Source organism: Psychrobacillus sp. FSL H8-0483, from assembly GCF_038637725.1.
Lineage (GTDB): Bacteria > Bacillota > Bacilli > Bacillales_A > Planococcaceae > Psychrobacillus.
Genome location: NZ_CP152052.1, coordinates 3,355,001 through 3,371,793 on the forward strand (window position 1 = coordinate 3,355,001; position 16,793 = coordinate 3,371,793).

The 16,793-nt window shown below is 36.4% G+C and carries 17 protein-coding genes (1 of these 17 cut by a window edge); 3 read left to right on the forward strand and 14 right to left on the reverse strand.

All coding sequences use genetic code 11. From position 1 onward, the window contains the following. Positions 1-852 carry the 5' portion of a nucleotidyltransferase-like protein gene (locus MHB48_RS16370; RefSeq protein WP_342598972.1) on the reverse strand. 15 nt of this gene lie to the left of the window's left edge, so only the first 852 of its 867 coding nucleotides appear in the window; its start codon is at positions 850-852; its stop codon lies beyond the left edge, outside the window. Between the two features lie 131 nt (positions 853-983). On the opposite strand from MHB48_RS16370, the gene MHB48_RS16375 reads away from it, so the two are divergent. After that, complete coding sequence (locus tag MHB48_RS16375; protein ID WP_340923202.1) at positions 984-1,328, forward strand: YgzB family protein; 345 nt, start codon at positions 984-986, stop codon at positions 1,326-1,328. 241 nt (positions 1,329-1,569) lie between these two features. Here MHB48_RS16375 and perR read toward each other — a convergent pair whose 3' ends face one another. The 3 genes from perR to bcp form a co-directional block, all read right to left on the reverse strand. Further along, positions 1,570-2,013, reverse strand: coding sequence for a peroxide-responsive transcriptional repressor PerR (perR, locus tag MHB48_RS16380; RefSeq protein ID WP_342598973.1), 444 nt, complete (start codon positions 2,011-2,013; stop codon positions 1,570-1,572). A 107-nt stretch (positions 2,014-2,120) separates the two neighbouring features. Then, positions 2,121-3,065 carry a D-2-hydroxyacid dehydrogenase gene (locus tag MHB48_RS16385; protein WP_342598974.1) on the reverse strand — a complete coding sequence of 315 codons (945 nt, stop codon included), beginning with the start codon at positions 3,063-3,065 and terminating at the stop codon, positions 2,121-2,123. Positions 3,066-3,068: 3 nt separating this feature from the next. Next, positions 3,069-3,551 (reverse strand): thioredoxin-dependent thiol peroxidase, encoded by a 483-nt coding sequence (bcp, locus tag MHB48_RS16390; protein WP_342598975.1) that lies wholly within the window; start codon positions 3,549-3,551, stop codon positions 3,069-3,071. A gap of 183 nt (positions 3,552-3,734) precedes the next feature. On the opposite strand from bcp, the gene MHB48_RS16395 reads away from it, so the two are divergent. Both MHB48_RS16395 and MHB48_RS16400 read left to right on the forward strand, forming a co-directional pair. Next, positions 3,735-5,024, forward strand: coding sequence for a glutamate-1-semialdehyde 2,1-aminomutase (locus MHB48_RS16395; RefSeq protein WP_342598976.1), 1,290 nt, complete (start codon positions 3,735-3,737; stop codon positions 5,022-5,024). A 142-nt stretch (positions 5,025-5,166) separates the two neighbouring features. Then, a complete protein-coding gene (locus tag MHB48_RS16400) occupies positions 5,167-6,249 on the forward strand; it encodes an aromatic acid exporter family protein (protein ID WP_342598977.1) in 1,083 nt (360 codons plus the stop codon). A gap of 37 nt (positions 6,250-6,286) precedes the next feature. On the opposite strand, the gene MHB48_RS16405 is transcribed toward MHB48_RS16400, so the two are convergent. The 10 genes from MHB48_RS16405 to mutY all read right to left on the reverse strand — a co-directional run bounded on the left by MHB48_RS16405 (position 6,287) and on the right by mutY (position 16,779). Next, on the reverse strand, positions 6,287-7,183 hold the full coding sequence (locus tag MHB48_RS16405; RefSeq protein WP_342598978.1) for an ABC transporter permease: 897 nt from the start codon (positions 7,181-7,183) through the stop codon (positions 6,287-6,289). 14 nt (positions 7,184-7,197) lie between these two features. Continuing rightward, positions 7,198-8,202, reverse strand: a complete 1,005-nt coding sequence (locus MHB48_RS16410) for an ABC transporter permease (RefSeq protein WP_342598979.1) — start codon at positions 8,200-8,202, stop codon at positions 7,198-7,200. Between the two features lie 69 nt (positions 8,203-8,271). Continuing rightward, entirely contained in the window at positions 8,272-9,924 is a 1,653-nt protein-coding gene (locus tag MHB48_RS16415; protein ID WP_342598980.1) for an ABC transporter substrate-binding protein, read from the reverse strand. Between the two features lie 25 nt (positions 9,925-9,949). Beyond that, positions 9,950-10,933 carry a dipeptide ABC transporter ATP-binding protein gene (locus MHB48_RS16420; protein WP_342598981.1) on the reverse strand — a complete coding sequence of 328 codons (984 nt, stop codon included), beginning with the start codon at positions 10,931-10,933 and terminating at the stop codon, positions 9,950-9,952. Beyond that, the gene (locus MHB48_RS16425; protein WP_340923229.1) at positions 10,908-11,927 is read right to left on the reverse strand and encodes an ABC transporter ATP-binding protein; all 1,020 of its coding nucleotides are present in this window, start codon (positions 11,925-11,927) and stop codon (positions 10,908-10,910) included. The genes MHB48_RS16420 and MHB48_RS16425 overlap by 26 nt, the downstream gene beginning before the upstream one ends. A gap of 233 nt (positions 11,928-12,160) precedes the next feature. Then, complete coding sequence (locus MHB48_RS16430) at positions 12,161-13,915, reverse strand: ABC transporter ATP-binding protein (RefSeq protein ID WP_342598982.1); 1,755 nt, start codon at positions 13,913-13,915, stop codon at positions 12,161-12,163. 60 nt (positions 13,916-13,975) lie between these two features. Continuing rightward, a complete protein-coding gene (locus tag MHB48_RS16435; RefSeq protein ID WP_340923237.1) occupies positions 13,976-14,515 on the reverse strand; it encodes a DUF402 domain-containing protein in 540 nt (179 codons plus the stop codon). Between the two features lie 138 nt (positions 14,516-14,653). Next, positions 14,654-14,905 (reverse strand): gamma-type small acid-soluble spore protein, encoded by a 252-nt coding sequence (locus tag MHB48_RS16440; protein WP_342598983.1) that lies wholly within the window; start codon positions 14,903-14,905, stop codon positions 14,654-14,656. Positions 14,906-14,965: 60 nt separating this feature from the next. Beyond that, positions 14,966-15,712: an enoyl-[acyl-carrier-protein] reductase FabL gene (fabL, locus tag MHB48_RS16445; RefSeq protein WP_342601410.1), complete on the reverse strand. Its 747-nt coding sequence runs from the start codon at positions 15,710-15,712 to the stop codon at positions 14,966-14,968. Further along, the gene (gene mutY, locus MHB48_RS16450) at positions 15,712-16,779 is read right to left on the reverse strand and encodes an A/G-specific adenine glycosylase (protein ID WP_342598984.1); all 1,068 of its coding nucleotides are present in this window, start codon (positions 16,777-16,779) and stop codon (positions 15,712-15,714) included. The genes fabL and mutY overlap by 1 nt, the downstream gene beginning before the upstream one ends. Between the last annotated feature and the right edge of the window lie 14 nt (positions 16,780-16,793).

The following is a 16,793-nucleotide window of genomic DNA, read 5'->3' on the forward strand; positions in this document are numbered from 1 at the left end:
GTAGTATCTATGCATGATTTCATTACTTTTTGTTGGTTGTTTTTCGATTAAAATAAATCCTTTATCTACTAAAAACTCAATAAAAACCTCTAGATCTACAGAATAATTCTTTAGTTCTTCTTGTTCATGTATTTCTTGGATAGTCCAAAATTCTTTTAAAGATAAAACCTCTAATATGTGTTGGGCTCCATCTTTAGTTCTTGAATGAATTAAGAAATCACTAGCTAAAAATAATAACTCTAATCTTTTCTCTAATGATTCCTCACTAGAAATAAGTTCATCATATAACTTATAAATTGAAGGATCTAATTGTTTTACTTGTTTCCAGACCATAATTTCCGGATGCATCCCATTCTCGAATACAGCTAAACGGGCTAAGTGGTGAAGAGAATCTATTATATGATTGTATGCATCAAGGAAATTCAACTGTTCGAAAAATAGTTTACCTTCTAAATATCTTCTAGAAAGCTTAGCGAATTCAATTCCCATTCTTGCTTTTCTCCCGTTTATCGGAAATTCATATAACTCTTGTTTTAAGCCTTCTAAATATTCATTACGGTCAAAAACAACTCTCCCATTGATAAGCCAATCAACCATTTTAGGGTTTGTACCAAGTATTAGCCATTTTCTTAATTGCTTCTGTGTAAAAATATGGAGAGCCGCTTTTTTATCGTTATACGTGTAATGCTTTGTATAAACAGGCTGGTTTGACTCGCTCGTTATTATAAATAAGATGGAATCAAACGTATCTGTCATAGGGCTGACTTCTTCTCGCTTTTCCACTAATATAATTCCCAATGTATTTGGATCACTTGCTCTTTCTTGATAAATCGGTCTCAATAACGCTTCCAAAATGGAGCCTCCTTTGTTTCCTACAGTATAGATTTTCGACAACTATTCAATATTTCCTTCTATATAAACTTCAAAATATTTCTTTATACCAAAATATGATATAGTGTATTTAGAAATTAGGAGGTTAAAAAATGAAACCCTATAAAAATAAAATAAATCGAATACGTTCCTTTGCATTAGGCCTAATATTCTTTGGATTTATTATAATGTATGGAGCCATATTTTTTAGAGAAAATGCTATATTAGTAACTATCTTTATGACTCTAGGATTACTTTCCATTATCGGAAGTACTGCTGTATACGGTTGGATAGGTTTATTATCCACTAAAGCTGTACAAGTAGTCTGCCCAAATTGTGGGAAACACACTAAAGTTTTAGGTAGAGTAGATATGTGTATGTATTGTAAAGAACCTTTAACGCTTGATCCATCTCTTGAAGGACAAGAGTTCGATGCCAATTTAAATAGAAAGAAATAATTTTGCACTTTGCTTTTTTATACTAACATAGTATACAAAAATATTGAGAAAATAAAGGAGGTCAATTTTGTGTTATTTCTAGCATTGATTGAGAGACTAGATATAAATAATAATTGACTTCCTATTAATACGGTTTTAAATTCTAGCGAAAATCATCTGATTACCAGACGAACTTATTCGCTAATAAAATTTTTAAAAGAGCATATAAAAAACCGAGCGTAAACTTCTACGCTCGGTTTTCTTATTGAACTTTTGTTCCATGCTCTTTACATGTAGGACAAGTTCCGTAAATCTCCATACGATGAGAACTTACATCAAAACCAGTTAAATGAGAAGCTAAATGTTCTACCTCATCTAATCCTGGATAGTGGAAGTCCACTATTTTACCGCATGCATTGCAAATCATATGATAATGATCATTCGTGATAAAGTCGAATCTACTAGATGAATCACCATACGTTAATTCTTTTACTAAGCCAGCTTCTCTAAATACACGTAAGTTATTATATACAGTCGCAACGCTCATGCTTGGAAATTTTGTTTCAAGTGCTTTATATATATCGTCCGCAGTGGGATGTGACATGGATTGTATAATGAATTCCAATATCGCATGGCGCTGAGGTGTAATACGTACACCAGTTGATTTTAATGTATCTAAAGCATCTCTTAAATGTACTTCCGTCATCGCATGCACCTCTCTTCATGTTTATTATAAGTTAATTTATAATAAGTATAAATAAGAAAAGGCATGGCTGTCAAATTTATTAAGAGAGATGAAATGAAGAAATAGCCTTAATAACCTCTTTCCATATCAATTAAATTTTCCAAATGGTTACTACCGAGCATCCATTCTGTTAAATTTCTTGAAAAAATCTCAAGAGCCCGCACAACATATTGAGAGGAGTGACTAGAAATATGAGGCGATACAATAACATTATTCATTTCCCAAAATGGATGACCTTCGTATAGCGGCTCTTTTTCAAAAACATCTAAGACTACAAAAGCGATACATTCCTCTCTTATTGCACGGAGTAGCACGTCTTCCTTGACAACATCTCCTCTACCAAAATTCATAAATAGAGTAGTAGGCTTCATAGACTGAAAATGCTCATACGTCAACAATCCTTTAGTTAATTCTGTACTTGGTAATATGGAAATCACAAAATCTGCAAATGGTAAGGCCTCAGTAAGATTTTCAAAAGAAGTCATTTCATCCATGTATGGTGCTGCTTGTCCACTACGATTGCACCCAATCGTCTGAACTCCAAAAGCTTGCAGTATCCTTCCTACCTCACCACCTATTGCACCAGGCCCTAAAATTAATGCTTTTGAGCCTAATAATTCAGAAGAAGGCACCCGCTTAGACCATTCACCTTTACGTTGATTCTCTGCAACCAGTGGAAGTGATTTTTTTATAGAGAGAATATGTGCCAGTATTGACTCTGCCATAGGAGTTTTGTGAATCCCTCTGACATTCGTTACAACAATTTGACGGTTAGCTATTTCCATTAAAGGCATTTTTTCCATTCCAGCCGATGCAACCATAATCCACTTCAACTCTTCAGCTGTTTCGATATCATTGGCATGTAAGTCTTCACCATACGTAACAAAAATATCAGCTGTTTTTAACGCTTCTTTATCTAAGCCTTTTTGAAAGGTAAATACCGCTTTTGGAAAATCATTTCTTAAATTAGCTTGCTGCTCTTCTTTAGGTAAAAAAGAAAATAATATATTCATCTTTTATTCTCCGTTATTTGCTATTGATTTTAATGTATGTAATGCTTCTTCTACATGGCCTTTTACTCTCACATTTCGCCATTCTTTTACGACTGTACCCGTAGGATCAATTAAAAACGTAGTTCGTTCAATACCCATATATTCTTTTCCAAAGTTCTTTTTCAACTTCCATACTCCATATGCTTCTGACACTTCATGCATATTATCAATTAATAATGAAAATGGAAGACCGTGTTTTTCAATAAATTTCGTATGTGCTTTTTCGTCATCTGCACTGACACCAAGTATAACTGCATTTAAATTAGCGAAGTCGGTATAAGCATTTCGAAAATCACAGGCTTCTGTCGTACAACTTGGAGTTGAGTCTTTTGGATAAAAAAATAAAACCACATATCGCTTACCTGCAAAATCCTCTAATGATACAAACTCTCCTTTTTCATTTTTCAATGAAAACTTTGGCGCAACCATTCCTTCCAATATTTGCATCAAAATCCCTCCTCTATTTACATCTATCGTAACGAACTTTATGTGTATGTTCAATTTTCTTTAGCCTTTTTCATAAATATTGTCTAAAATAAGAAAAGTGCAGGGCGAAACTAGACAGTACTATATAGAAAAGTTATACTTTCTTATCCTTACATAAAGAAATACTACACGGAGGTAATACAATTGAAACAAACATTATCGGAACAAATACAAGTAGAAGCACTAGAACATATTGTAGGTGGAGTGAATAGCCCATCGAGATCTTATAAAGCTGTCGGTGGCGGTGCACCAATCGTCATGGAAAGAGCGGAAGGTGCATACTTTTATGACGTGGATGGAAATAAATATATCGATTATTTAGCTGCATACGGCCCGATCATTACTGGTCATGCGCATCCCCATATTACTGAGGCAATTACAAAAGCAGCGCAAACAGGCTTATTGTACGGTACTCCTACAAAACATGAAGTTACTTTTGCAAAAATGTTAAAAGATGCAATCCCTTCTATGGATAAAGTGCGTTTTGTAAACTCTGGAACAGAAGCTGTCATGACTACAATTCGAGTTGCTCGTGCCTATACAGGAAGAACAAAGGTAATGAAATTTGCTGGATGTTATCATGGACACTCTGACTTAGTATTAGTTGCGGCTGGTTCAGGTCCGGCTACACTTGGAATACCAGATTCAGCAGGAGTTCCACAATCGATTGCAAAAGAAGTGATAACAATTCCATTTAATGATCCAAAAGCTTATCAAGAAGCGATGGAAAAATGGGGACATGAACTAGCTTGTATACTTGTAGAACCAATCGTTGGAAATTTCGGTATGGTAGAGCCAAATGAAGGATTCTTACCACTTGTTCATAAAATGGCAAAAGACAAAGGTGCACTAGTCATTTATGATGAAGTGATTACAGCATTCCGCTTCCATTATGGTGCAGCATCTACTATGTTAGATGAAACACCAGATTTAACAGCTCTGGGTAAAATCATTGGTGGCGGTCTCCCAATCGGTGCATATGGTGGCAAAAAAGAAATAATGGAACAAGTTGCGCCACTAGGTCCGGCTTACCAAGCGGGAACTATGGCTGGTAATCCAGCATCTATGCAGGCTGGTATTGCTTGTTTAGAGGTTTTACAATCCCCTGGCTTATATGAAGAACTGGATAGACTTGGAGCTTTATTAGAAGCAGGAATTTTAGAAGCAGCGAAGAACAACAACATAACGATTACAATCAACCGTATTAAAGGTGCACTTTCTGTGTATTTTACCGATGTAAAAGTAGAGAACTATGAGCAAGCAGAAGAAAGTGACGGTCAAATGTTCGCTAAATTTTTCAAACTAATGCTGCAACAAGGTATTAATCTTGCTCCTTCCAAATATGAAGCTTGGTTTATTACAACTGCGCATACAGAAAATGATATTATAGAAACAATTACAGCTGTCAATAAAGCTTTTGCTCAGCTTAAATAAGAACGAGTTACTATGTAGAATAGTTATCCTTTCTTATTATTAGACTCCGTTAAATTAGGCTGTAGTTTTTTAGAACATGATCGTTTAACAGAGCCTATTATTAAAAACATGTATATCTCCGATGAGGAAAGGATAGGATTAAATGAAATTGGGAGCACGAATATTTAAAACTGGAGTAGCTATAGTATTTTCATTATTTATGGCTGACTTACTTCAGCTACCTAGTCCTGTATTTGCAGGAATAGCCGCAATTTTTGCCATTCAGCCTTCGATTTATAGATCCTATTTGACAGTTATCGAGCAAGTGCAATCCAATTTAATTGGCGCAGCAATTGCAGTGCTATTCGCTTTAGCTTTCGGCAATCATTATATTACTGTAGGATTCGCTGCAATTGTAGCCATTTCACTTATGCTTAAGTTTAAACTGGAAAAAACGATTTCTTTAGCACTTGTAACCGTTATTGCGATTATGGAAATTCAAAGTGATGACTTTTTAATGTTCGCATTAATTCGTTTCTTAACTATTCTTGTTGGAGTTTTATCCGCATTCCTCGTTAACTTAGTGTTTTTACCACCTAAATTTGAAACAAAACTATTTAATGCTATTCACTATACACAAGATGAAATTATCCGTTGGATTCGAATTGCCGTTAGAAGTGCTTCGGATCATCAATCAACAAAACAAGCTATTAATCAATTAAAAGACCGCCTTAGTCGAATAGATCAAATTTATTTGTTTTTTAAAGAAGAACGTGGTTATACCAAGAAATCAATGCATACAAAGGGAAGAAAAATAGTTGTTTACCGGGAACTAATTTCTACTTCTTATAAAAGCTTAGACGTACTTAAAAGGCTCAACCTTCATGAAAATGAGCTGATGGAGCTACCAGAGCATTTTCGAATGATGATAAAAGAACGTTTGGATGCTCTTTTAACGTATCACGAACAGTTACATTTAAAATTCCTTGGAAAATTAAAACCCGAACATATGGAATGGGACGGTTCAGATGCCTTTCTTCAGAGACAAGAAGTAATGAACATATTTGTGCAACAAATAGCATTAACTCAAGAAGAAGAAGAGTTTTCAACCTATCACTTGCTTCACTTTTTATCATCCATACTGAAATACGAAGAACAATTAGAACATGTGGATACTCTAATTACTTCCTACCAAAACTTCCACAGCAAAGAACTAACTGTAAAAATAGAAGAATCTCCTTACTAAAAAAACGTGCTACCTAGATAACTAGGCGGCACGTTTTTTAGTTTTTCATTCGTGGATCCAATGCATCTCGTAATCCGTCTCCCATTAAGTTAAACCCTAAAACCGTAAGCATAATTGCAAGCCCTGGAAAAATCATCGCCCACGGTGCATTCCGTAAAAACAGACGAGCATCTGCTAACATTTTACCCCACTCTGGTGCAGGTGCTTCTGCCCCAAGTCCAAGAAACCCTAAAGCAGCAGCTTCAATAATAGCAGAAGCGATTGCTAAAGTACCCGCAACAATCACAGGAGCCATTGAGTTCGGTAGAATATGAGAAAATAATATTCGAATATCTCTCATTCCAATTGCTTTCGCAGAAGTTATGTATTCCTCTTCTTTAATACTCAATACCTTTGAACGAATGAGACGACCAAAGTTAGGAATGTTGATAATAGCAATAGCAATTAAAGCATTTTGTAAGGAAGGTCCTAAAACTGAGACAACAGCAATTGCCAATAAAATACTTGGAAAAGCTAACATGATATCAAAAATTCTAGATATAATCGTATCTATCCACTTCCCATAATAGCCTGCAATAATACCTAAAATACTACCAACTACCACTGACCCAAGTACAGAGGAAGTACCTACCCAAAGAGATATCCGCGCCCCATGAATAATACGTGAAAAAACATCTCGCCCTAAGTCATCTGTTCCAAACCAATATTGACTTGATGGAGGCTTCAATCGATCCTTTAAAAGCTGATCATTTATTCCTTGCGGTGCAAATAGTGGACCAAAAATAGCTAAAAGGATGAAGAAAAGAACAATCACTGCTCCTACAAGCGCTAATTTATTTTTACGGAAGCTTCGCCATGCATCTCGCCAAGGACCGGTCGACTGATCTTTTACTGCAATTGTTTCATTTATCAAATTCGGAACTATTCCGGACATATCTATTCCTCCTTTTAGTCGTATTTAATCCTAGGATCGATTAAACCATATAAAATATCAACGAATAAATTAATCATGACAAAAATAAACGCTACGATTAATATTCCTGATTGAATGACTGGATAGTCTCGAAATTGAATGGCATCATAAATATATCTACCAATGCCTGGCCAACTAAATATTGTCTCTGTTAAGATCGCTCCACCTAATAACAGACCCATTTGAAGCCCGATAACTGTTAATACAGGAATAATGGCATTTTTTAAAGCATGCTTATAAACAACCCAAAACATTTTTTGGCCCTTTGCTCTTGCAGTACGAATGTAATCTGCTCTCATTACTTCTAACATACTGGATCTCGTCATTCGTGCAATAATGGCCATTGGAATGGTAGCAAGGGCAATCCCAGGTAACACTAAATGTTTTAACACTTGACCGAGTTGGTCAAACCTACCGTTTATAATCGTATCAAGTACATATAAATTCGTGACCGATGAAATAGGATTTCTCACATCTTCTCGACCACTCGTCGGTAACCATTGTAGTTCTATCCCAAAAATCCACTGCTCCATTAAACCTAACCAAAAAATTGGCATAGACACACCTATTAAAGCTAACACCATCGCTAAATAGTCAAACCAGGAATTTTGGAACCAAGCAGATATAATACCTGCATTAACCCCAATAATGACTGCTATCAGAATGGCGAAAAATGCCAACTCGAAAGTAGCTGCTAAATACGGCCAAATCTCTTTCGATACAGGTTGAACCGTTCGCATCGATTCCCCTAGATCTCCTTTAAAAAGGCCAATTAAATAATCAATGTATTGCGTATACCAAGGATTGTTTAATCCCAGCTTAATTTCTAGAGCTTTTATCGCTTCTTCCGATGCTAGCTGCCCTAATATAACTTGAGCTGGGTTACCAGGAATAGCACGTATAATCATAAAAACAAGAAATGTCATACCAAGTAAAACAGGGATAAGTTGTAATAATCTTTTTCCAATATAGTGAAGCATTGTCTTCACCTCTCCATTATGAAATTAAGAAAGGGGAGAAATCTCGAAGACCTCTCCCCTTCAAGCTTTTTACTTAAAGTCTACGTTCGTTAATTTATCAGATCCAGTCGGATGTGGTATGAAGCCAGTTATATTCGCTTTTCCAGCAAGTAATGGAGTTGAGTGTGCAAGTGGAACCCAAGGTGCATCTTCAAAAATGATTTCTTGAGCTTGCTTATACAAATCATTACGTTTTTCTTCGTCCACTTCTGTTTGTGCTTCAATTAAGATTTTGTGAAGTTCATCGTTGCTATAGTAAGTGTAGTTATTGCTTCCAATATTGTCTTGATCTAATAATACATAGATAAAGTTATCAGCATCACCGTTATCACCAGTCCAACCTAACATGAATGCATCAGCTTCTCCGTTGCGTGCTTTTTCTAAATATGTCGCCCACTCGTAAGAAACAATTTTTGCTTTTACTCCTATATCCTCTAGGTTTTTTTGAATAACTTCTGCAACTTTTGCTCCATCTGGCATATATGGTCTTGGAACAGGCATTGCCCATAATTCCATTTCAAAGCCATCTGCAAATCCTGCTTCCGCTAAAAGTGCTTTTGCTTTTGCAGGATCGTATTCATACCCTGGAATATCATCATTGTATCCACTAATAGAAGGTGGCATTGGGTTTTTCGCAATCTGTGCACGACCCTCGAAGAATGCATCTATAATCGCTTGTTTGTCAATTGCATAGTTCATTGCTTGACGTACTTTTACATTGTCAAACGGAGGGCGAGTAGTTGTTAAACCAAGGTATCCAACGTTCATAGATGGACGTTCAAATAATTGTAAGTTTGAATCTCCTTCTACTGTTACACCATCAGCAGGGTTTACACCGTCTGCTAAATCAATTCCACCAGCAAGTAATTCATTTAAACGAGCTGAATTATCTGGAATTGCACGGAAAACTACTTTATCAAGTTTTGGAAGACCATCAACCCAATAACCGTCAAATTTTTCGATAGTGATTGAATCATTACGTTTCCACTCTACAAATTTGAATGGTCCAGTACCTACTGGATTATCTCCAAATTTATCGCCAGCTGCTTCAAATGCAGTTGGGCTTGCAATTCCGAATGGACTCATAGCGATATTTTTTAAGAAAGGTGCTTGTGCACGTTTTAATTTGAATACAACTGTGTAATCTCCATCTGCAGTAACAGATTCGATTACATGACCTTCATCAGCTTTAAATCCACCAAACATAGAAGCATAGTATGGGAATTTATCTTCAGATCCATTTGCCCAACGTTCGAAGTTTTTCACAACAGCCTCTGCATTGAAATCAGTATCGTCGTGAAATTTAACTCCTTCTTGAAGTTTAAATGTGTAAGTAAGTCCATCTTCAGACGCTTCCCACTCTTTTGCTAAACCAGGGTTGATCGTTGTATCTTCATCACCAAAGTTTAGTAATGTTTCAAAAACGTTTTGCGTAACTTTGAAAGACTCGCCATCTGTTGCAGCAATAGGATCTAAGAATACAGAATCCCCACCGCGACCGAAGATAAGTACTTTTTCTCCAGTTTCTTCTGTTGCCCCTTCAGTTGTAGTGCCCTCGTTCTCTTTATCTGTGCTTGTTTCTTTGTCTCCACCTGTTTCTTTTTCAGATGAACATGCAGCAAGTGCAACAATTAAAGCTAATAACATCAAAAGCATAAATGACCATATTTTCTTCGTCCCCATATTTACCCCTCCGTAAAATATATTATCAATGCTGCACTGCTTCACTATATAAATGGCAGGCAACAAAATGACTAGGTTTCACTTCTTCTAACTTCGGTACAACCGTTGTACAAACTTCCATTCTAAATGGACATCTCGTATGAAAAGTACAACCAGTTGGCGGATTTGAAGGACTAGGAATATCGCCTTCTAAAATAATCTGCTCCCTTTTAAATTCTGGATCGGGAACTGGAACTGCTGAAAGCAATGCTTTCGTGTACGGATGAAGTGGCTCTGCATAAAGAGATTCACTCGTAGCTAATTCAGCCATTCTACCTAAATACATAACGCCAACGCGGTCACTTATATGGCGCACCACCCCTAAATCATGCGCGATAAAGATATACGTTAGCTTTAGTTCTTTTTGTAAGTCTTGCATCAAATTTAGTACTTGCGCTTGTATCGAAACATCGAGCGCAGAAACTGGCTCATCCGCAATAATTAGTTTCGGATTCGTCATTAGTGCTCTAGCAATTCCAATACGTTGTCTCTGCCCTCCACTAAACTGATGTGGATAACGTTTCGCATGATAACTACTAAGTCCTACAATTTCTAGAAAATCATATACTTTCTTTTTACGACTCTCTTTATCTCCAATATTATGAACAATGAGTGGCTCCATTAATATTTTCTCTACTGTATGTCTTGGATTAAGTGAAGCATACGGATCTTGAAATACCATCTGAATTTCTCTTCTAGCTTTCCGCATAGCTGTATTAGAAACACTTGTAAGCTCTTTTCCATCAAAAGTTACTTTACCTTCTGTTGGCTCTAGCAACCTCATAAGCATTCGGCCAGTAGTAGATTTGCCACAACCAGACTCGCCCACAATCCCAAGTGTCTCTCCTTCATTGACATAAAAGGACACATCGTCCACTGCTTTTACATAACCAGATTGTTTTCCTAACACCCCTGAATGGATGGGAAAGTACTTTTTTAATCCTTCAACTTGTAGCAGCGGTTTTGTCATTAACTACAACCTCCTTCTCATCGTATAAGAAGCATCTCGTTTGATGACCTTTAGAGGTTTCATATAGCGGCGGGCTTTCTTCTGTACAACGTCCAAACATAAAGTCACAACGAGCTGCAAAGCGACATCCCTGTTTTATCATACCTGGCTTTGGGACATTTCCAGGAATGGAATACAATCGCTGTTTTTTAAAGCGCATATCCGGTACAGAAGCAATTAAACCTTTTGTATATGGATGCTGCGGATTATTGAATATCGTTTCCACTGATCCCTCTTCTACTACTTTTCCCGCATACATCACGACAACTCGTTCACAAGTTTCTGCGACAACCCCTAAATCATGCGTAATTAAAATAACTGCTGTATTTAATCGTTCATTCAGATCTCGCATAAGCTTGAGTATTTGAGCTTGAATTGTTACATCTAATGCTGTTGTTGGCTCATCAGCTATTAAAACTTGAGGATCGCATACAAGCGCCATTGCAATCATGACTCGCTGTCTCATTCCCCCTGAAAGTTGGTGAGGATAATCCTTCATCAATTCTTCTGCTCTAGGCAATCCAACCAACTTCAACATTTCTATAGCTCTTGCTTTCACTTGTTTTTTACTCCAGTCTTTTTTATGGAGTGTTATTGCTTCTATTAGTTGATTACCAATTGTAAATAAAGGATTTAATGATGTCATAGGCTCTTGGAAAATCATTGCCACTTCATTTCCTCGAATGCTTCTCATTTCCCGTTCGGATAATTTTGTTAAGTCTTTTCCTCTAAACAATATCTGTCCATTCGTAATTTTACCTGGAGGACTAGGAACTAAGCCCATTATAGAAAGGGAAGTCACACTTTTACCACAGCCTGATTCTCCAACGATCCCGAGTATTTCTCCTTCTCTAATGTGAAAGTCAATGTAATCTACGGATGGAATAACACCATCATCTGTGAAAAAGGAAGTTTGAAGGTCTTTCACTTCTAAAATTATTTCACGTTCTGTCATGATGCTCCCTCATTTCATTTTCAATAATTAAAATTTTCTAACTTTTTAGTGTATATTGATATTCTACACAAAAAAATCCTATATGCAATACTTTCTTAAAACCTCATAAGTCTTTTTTCTTATTGAATATCCTTATTTAAGTATTTTTATACAATTAATTAATTAAAAATTCAGATATTATTCCACTAAAAAAACACCCTATAAGTGTGTCGACAACTTATAGGGTGCTTCTTTCAGTTTTCAGGATCTAATTGTTGAATTTGAAAAAGATTATAATATACACCTTTACTGTTCATTAATTCGTGGTGATTTCCTTCTTCGGCTAGCTCCCCATTTTCAATAACAAATATTTTGTCTGCATGGGTAATAGTAGAAAGTCTATGAGCTACTATAATAGTCGTACGATTTTTTGCCAATCGCTCTAATGAATCTTGAATTAAAGATTCACTCTCTAAATCTAATGCTGAAGTAGCCTCATCTAGAACTAAAATAGTAGGATTTTTTAAAAAGACTCGTGCAATTGCTACACGCTGCTTTTGTCCTCCGGAAAGTTTTACTCCCCGTTCCCCGACCTTTGTTTCATATCCTTCTGGTAAATCCATAATAAAATCATGGGCATTAGCAGCTGTCGCAGCTTCGATAACTTCTTCGTCTGTCGCATCAGGTTTCCCCATTAATATATTCGACTTCACGGAGTCACTGAATAATATATTATCTTGTAATACAATACCTATTTGTCTTCTTAATGACTCAATTGTAACATCACGTACATCTTTCCCATCTATTCGAACGCTACCATTAGTAGCATCATAAAACCGTGGAATCAGACTAATTATCGTTGATTTACCTCCGCCACTCATGCCGACAAACGCTACTGTTTCGCCAGCTTTCACACGGAAATTCATATCTTTTAGAATGGTATGTCCGTCTTTTTCATACTGGAATGATACATTTGAAAACGTAACTTCTCCTGTTACATTTTTTAATGTAAATGCTCCGTTTTTATCGACAATGTCGTATTCTTCATCCATTAATTCAAAAACACGATCCATTGATGCAAATGATTGTACTAACGTTGTAGAAGAATTAACCAAACGTCTTAAAGGACTATATAAACGTTCAATATATGCAATAAATGCAGCCATCGTTCCGACCGATAATCTTCCATTTATCGCTTCATATCCTGCATACGCTATAACGAGTAGTGGCGCGATATCCGTAATCGTATTGACAACTGCAAAGGCCTTCGCATTCCAAATAGTCTGATCGACTGCTTTATCTAAAAACTCACCGTTCGCTTCATTAAATAGTTTTTGTTCATGCTTCTCTAATGTGAACGTTTTAATAATGCTCATTCCCTGCACACGTTCATGTAAATAACTCTGAACACCCGCTAATGCTTGTGATCTTTTTTTCGTTAAATCGCGAAGTCTCCCAAAAAAGTACTTTACACTGAATGCGTAAAATGGAAAAGCAATTAGCGTAACGATTGTTAACTTCACATTCATGGTTAACATGATTCCAATTGCAATAAGAATGGTTGCTAAATCTAGCCACACATTCATTAACCCAATCATTACAAAGTTCTTGGTTTGCTCTACATCATTGATTACCCTTGAAATAACTTCCCCTGCGCGAGTATTAGAATAATATTTTAAACTTAATTTTTGCAGATGAATGTACATTTTTTGACGAATATCGTACAGTATTTTATTACTCACTAATTGTGCCAAATATTGTCGATAATACTCAATAGGTGGACGAACGATTAGAAAGACTAACGCCGTACCTCCTAACCAATACACTAATTGCTGTATCTTTTCTGCATCAGTTAACGCTTCTGCCCCAATAATATCGTCAATCACGATTTTAATAAGGAGCGGTATAAATAAAGGTATTGCAAATTTTATGATACCTATGACAATTGTTAAAAATATTTGTAAGTTATATGGTTTAACAAATTGCATATATCGCTTCATCGAGCTCATACATTTTCTTCCTTTCTAACACTGGAAAAACCTGTTGTATGTATTCAACAGGTTTTTCGTCTACTCATTCAGCTTTTTATAGAAATGATAACGACTTGTCCATGCGTCTATAAAGTCAGGCGCGAACGGGCCTCTTCTTTGTTTTATCCAAGAAAGCAGTTTTTCAATATTCCGCTCTAGAATACCGTCCATTTCATCTGGATATTTCATCTCTTTTTTATGTTGTTCATATTCGTCCTCATCCAAAATCGTGTAGGTCATATCTGGAAAAACCTTCACGTCTAAATCATAATCAATGTATTTTAGCCTTTGATTATTATAGACAAATGGTGAGCTTATGTTGATGTAGTAATACACACCATCTTCACGTAACATACAAATAATATTAAACCAATGTTCTGCATGAAAGTAACAAATAGAAGGCTCTCTTGTAATCCAGGTTCTACCATCTGCCTCTATTACAAGTGTACGTTCGTTTGCACCTATAACAATATTTTTGGTGCCCTTTAAAACCATCGTCTCCTGCCAGACACGGTGGATACGGCCATTATGCTTATAGCTGTGAATTTGAATAATTTCTCCTTCTGTTGGAATCGCCATGACTTAGCCACCTTTTTATCAAGCGCAAGATTGAATTTTATACTTATTTACTTATTATAGCAATCCATAGGAAAAAACTGTAGTAAAAAAATCAGCGAAGGCATTTTGCCTTCGCTGACTTTTGGTGAATCCATGTAATTATTTCGATTGGTTAGAAGAACTATTTGCCCCGTTAGCTTGTTGTTGTTTTTTCATTTCAGCTTGACGGTTCTGTTGTCTCACTTCTGTAACATCAGTTTCAGATGCAAACTCAGTGTTTAGGGATTGCTTTTGGGATTTACCTAACTGAGATTGGCGATTTTGTTCTCTTACCTCTTGAAGATTTGTTTCAGATGCAAACTCAGCATTTTTGGATGTAGAGTTTGGTCCTTTACCAAAATTCTTTTTCATGGATTTCACCTCCGCACACATATATCATGTGTACTTTAAGAAATATTATTCATTTTTTTTTTACATTTTTATCGATCGTCCACCATCAACTATAATTGTTTGACCTCTGATCATGGAGGCGTCATCCGACAATAAAAACATAGCGGTTTTCACCATATCCTCTATTTCGACCATTCTTCCTGCCGGAGTATTTACTCGTGCATCTTCTAATAATTGTTCACGATTTGGAAAATGCTTTAATGCATCTGTATCGAGTGCTCCACCAGAAACGGTGTTAACAGCAATTCCTTTTTCAGCAAGCTCTACAGCTAAGTAGCGTGTAATGGATTCAATTGCAGCCTTTGATACACCGACCGTTGTATAATTTTCTAAATAACGAATGGATCCTAGAGAACTGATTCCTAATATTTTCCCACCATCAGGCATCAGCTTAGCAGCTTCTTGCGCTCCAAAAAGCATTGCTTTTGCGTTAATATTCATTGTCCAATCCCAATGTGACTCTTCTAACCCCATAACCGGACGCAATACGCCTGAAGCCGCATTGCTAACGAAGATATCTAAACGACCAAATTCTTCTTTGATTGTTTGGAACATGGCACGAAGTTTTTCTACATCCCCAACATTTGCTCGGAGAAGAAGTGCTTTTCTTCCTAACGCTTCTATTTCTTGTACTGTTTCAAGTGCTGCTGTTTTACTTCGAGCATAATTAACAACAATATCGTATCCGTTTTTTGCAAGCTCAATGGCAAGTGCTTTGCCTAATCCTCGGCTACTTCCAGTGACTAATGCTACTTTGTTTGTTGACATCATATATTGTTCCTTTCTTTCCATGCATTCCAAATCTTTATTACTGGAACAGGCATTGGTTGATTACTTACTTCTTCTTTTGTGAACCATTTACATGGAGCTGGCAGTTCTTTCTCTGTTACTAATTCTCCTTCAAAACTCTCCACTTCCCATACTAAATGAGAAAATATATGTTTAAACGCTATTAATTCATTCTCTTTTTTTATCGCTATTCCATAATCGTGCTCCACTACTTCTTCTACTGTGTGAGTAGCGGTAGGAAGCTCTACCATAGGGAATTGCCACATATTTGCAAGCAATCCCTTGGATGGGCGTTTCTCCAATAAAATTTGTCCGTTATCTCTTTCTATAACAACAGCCTTCATTTTATGTAATTTCGTTTTTTTATTTATTGTTTTAATTGGTAACTCTTCTTGCTTGCCTTCAAAAAAGGCTGTGCAGTATTCTCTTACTGGACAGAGTAAACATTTCGGCTTGGTTGGGGTACATATTACCGCTCCCAGCTCCATTAATCCTTGATTGAATGCAGAAGGATTATTTTCGTCTATTAACTCCATTACTGCTTCTTCAAATATTTTCTTCGTTTTTGGCTTCGCGATATCTTCTTTTATGAATAAAAGACGAGAGAGTACTCGCATTACATTGCCATCTACTGCATGCTCTGGAACTCCATATGCAATACTAAGAACAGCACCTGCTGTATAGGGTCCGACGCCTTTAAGCTTCGAAATTTCTTTCCGAGTCGATGGAACGACACTTCCGTAAGCTTCGACAACTTCTTTTACGCCTGCTTGTAAGTTGCGTGCTCGTGAATAATACCCTAAACCTTCCCATTCTTTTAAAAGCTCACCTTCTTTTGCAGTAGCAAGTGACTCAAGGGAAGGATATTTTGCGATAAATCTTTCATAATAAGGAATAACGGTATCCACTTTTGTTTGCTGGAGCATTACTTCAGAAACCCAAATTTTATATGGATCTTTTGTTTTTCTCCAAGGTAAATCACGTTTTTCTTCTAGAAACCAGGAAACTAGGGCACTTCTAACTTGTTTTTTGTATAATTCGTTCAATTTAAGAACCTTCC

What these genes read in the sequence shown, in the direction of transcription:
- MHB48_RS16405 (WP_342598978.1), bottom strand. Translation starts at nt 7,183, where the DNA reads ATGTCCGGAATAGTTCCGAATTTGATAAATGAAACAATTGCAGTAAAA.
- perR (WP_342598973.1), bottom strand. Translation starts at nt 2,013, where the DNA reads ATGACGGAAGTACATTTAAGAGATGCTTTAGATACATTAAAATCAACT.
- MHB48_RS16430 (WP_342598982.1), bottom strand. Translation starts at nt 13,915, where the DNA reads ATGAGCTCGATGAAGCGATATATGCAATTTGTTAAACCATATAACTTA.
- MHB48_RS16375 (WP_340923202.1), top strand. Translation starts at nt 984, where the DNA reads ATGAAACCCTATAAAAATAAAATAAATCGAATACGTTCCTTTGCATTA.
- fabL (WP_342601410.1), bottom strand. Translation starts at nt 15,712, where the DNA reads ATGTCAACAAACAAAGTAGCATTAGTCACTGGAAGTAGCCGAGGATTA.
- MHB48_RS16435 (WP_340923237.1), bottom strand. Translation starts at nt 14,515, where the DNA reads ATGGCGATTCCAACAGAAGGAGAAATTATTCAAATTCACAGCTATAAG.
- MHB48_RS16385 (WP_342598974.1), bottom strand. Translation starts at nt 3,065, where the DNA reads ATGAATATATTATTTTCTTTTTTACCTAAAGAAGAGCAGCAAGCTAAT.
- MHB48_RS16420 (WP_342598981.1), bottom strand. Translation starts at nt 10,933, where the DNA reads ATGACAAAACCGCTGCTACAAGTTGAAGGATTAAAAAAGTACTTTCCC.
- bcp (WP_342598975.1), bottom strand. Translation starts at nt 3,551, where the DNA reads ATGCAAATATTGGAAGGAATGGTTGCGCCAAAGTTTTCATTGAAAAAT.
- MHB48_RS16415 (WP_342598980.1), bottom strand. Translation starts at nt 9,924, where the DNA reads ATGGGGACGAAGAAAATATGGTCATTTATGCTTTTGATGTTATTAGCT.
- MHB48_RS16440 (WP_342598983.1), bottom strand. Translation starts at nt 14,905, where the DNA reads ATGAAAAAGAATTTTGGTAAAGGACCAAACTCTACATCCAAAAATGCT.
- MHB48_RS16425 (WP_340923229.1), bottom strand. Translation starts at nt 11,927, where the DNA reads ATGACAGAACGTGAAATAATTTTAGAAGTGAAAGACCTTCAAACTTCC.
- MHB48_RS16410 (WP_342598979.1), bottom strand. Translation starts at nt 8,202, where the DNA reads ATGCTTCACTATATTGGAAAAAGATTATTACAACTTATCCCTGTTTTA.
- MHB48_RS16400 (WP_342598977.1), top strand. Translation starts at nt 5,167, where the DNA reads ATGAAATTGGGAGCACGAATATTTAAAACTGGAGTAGCTATAGTATTT.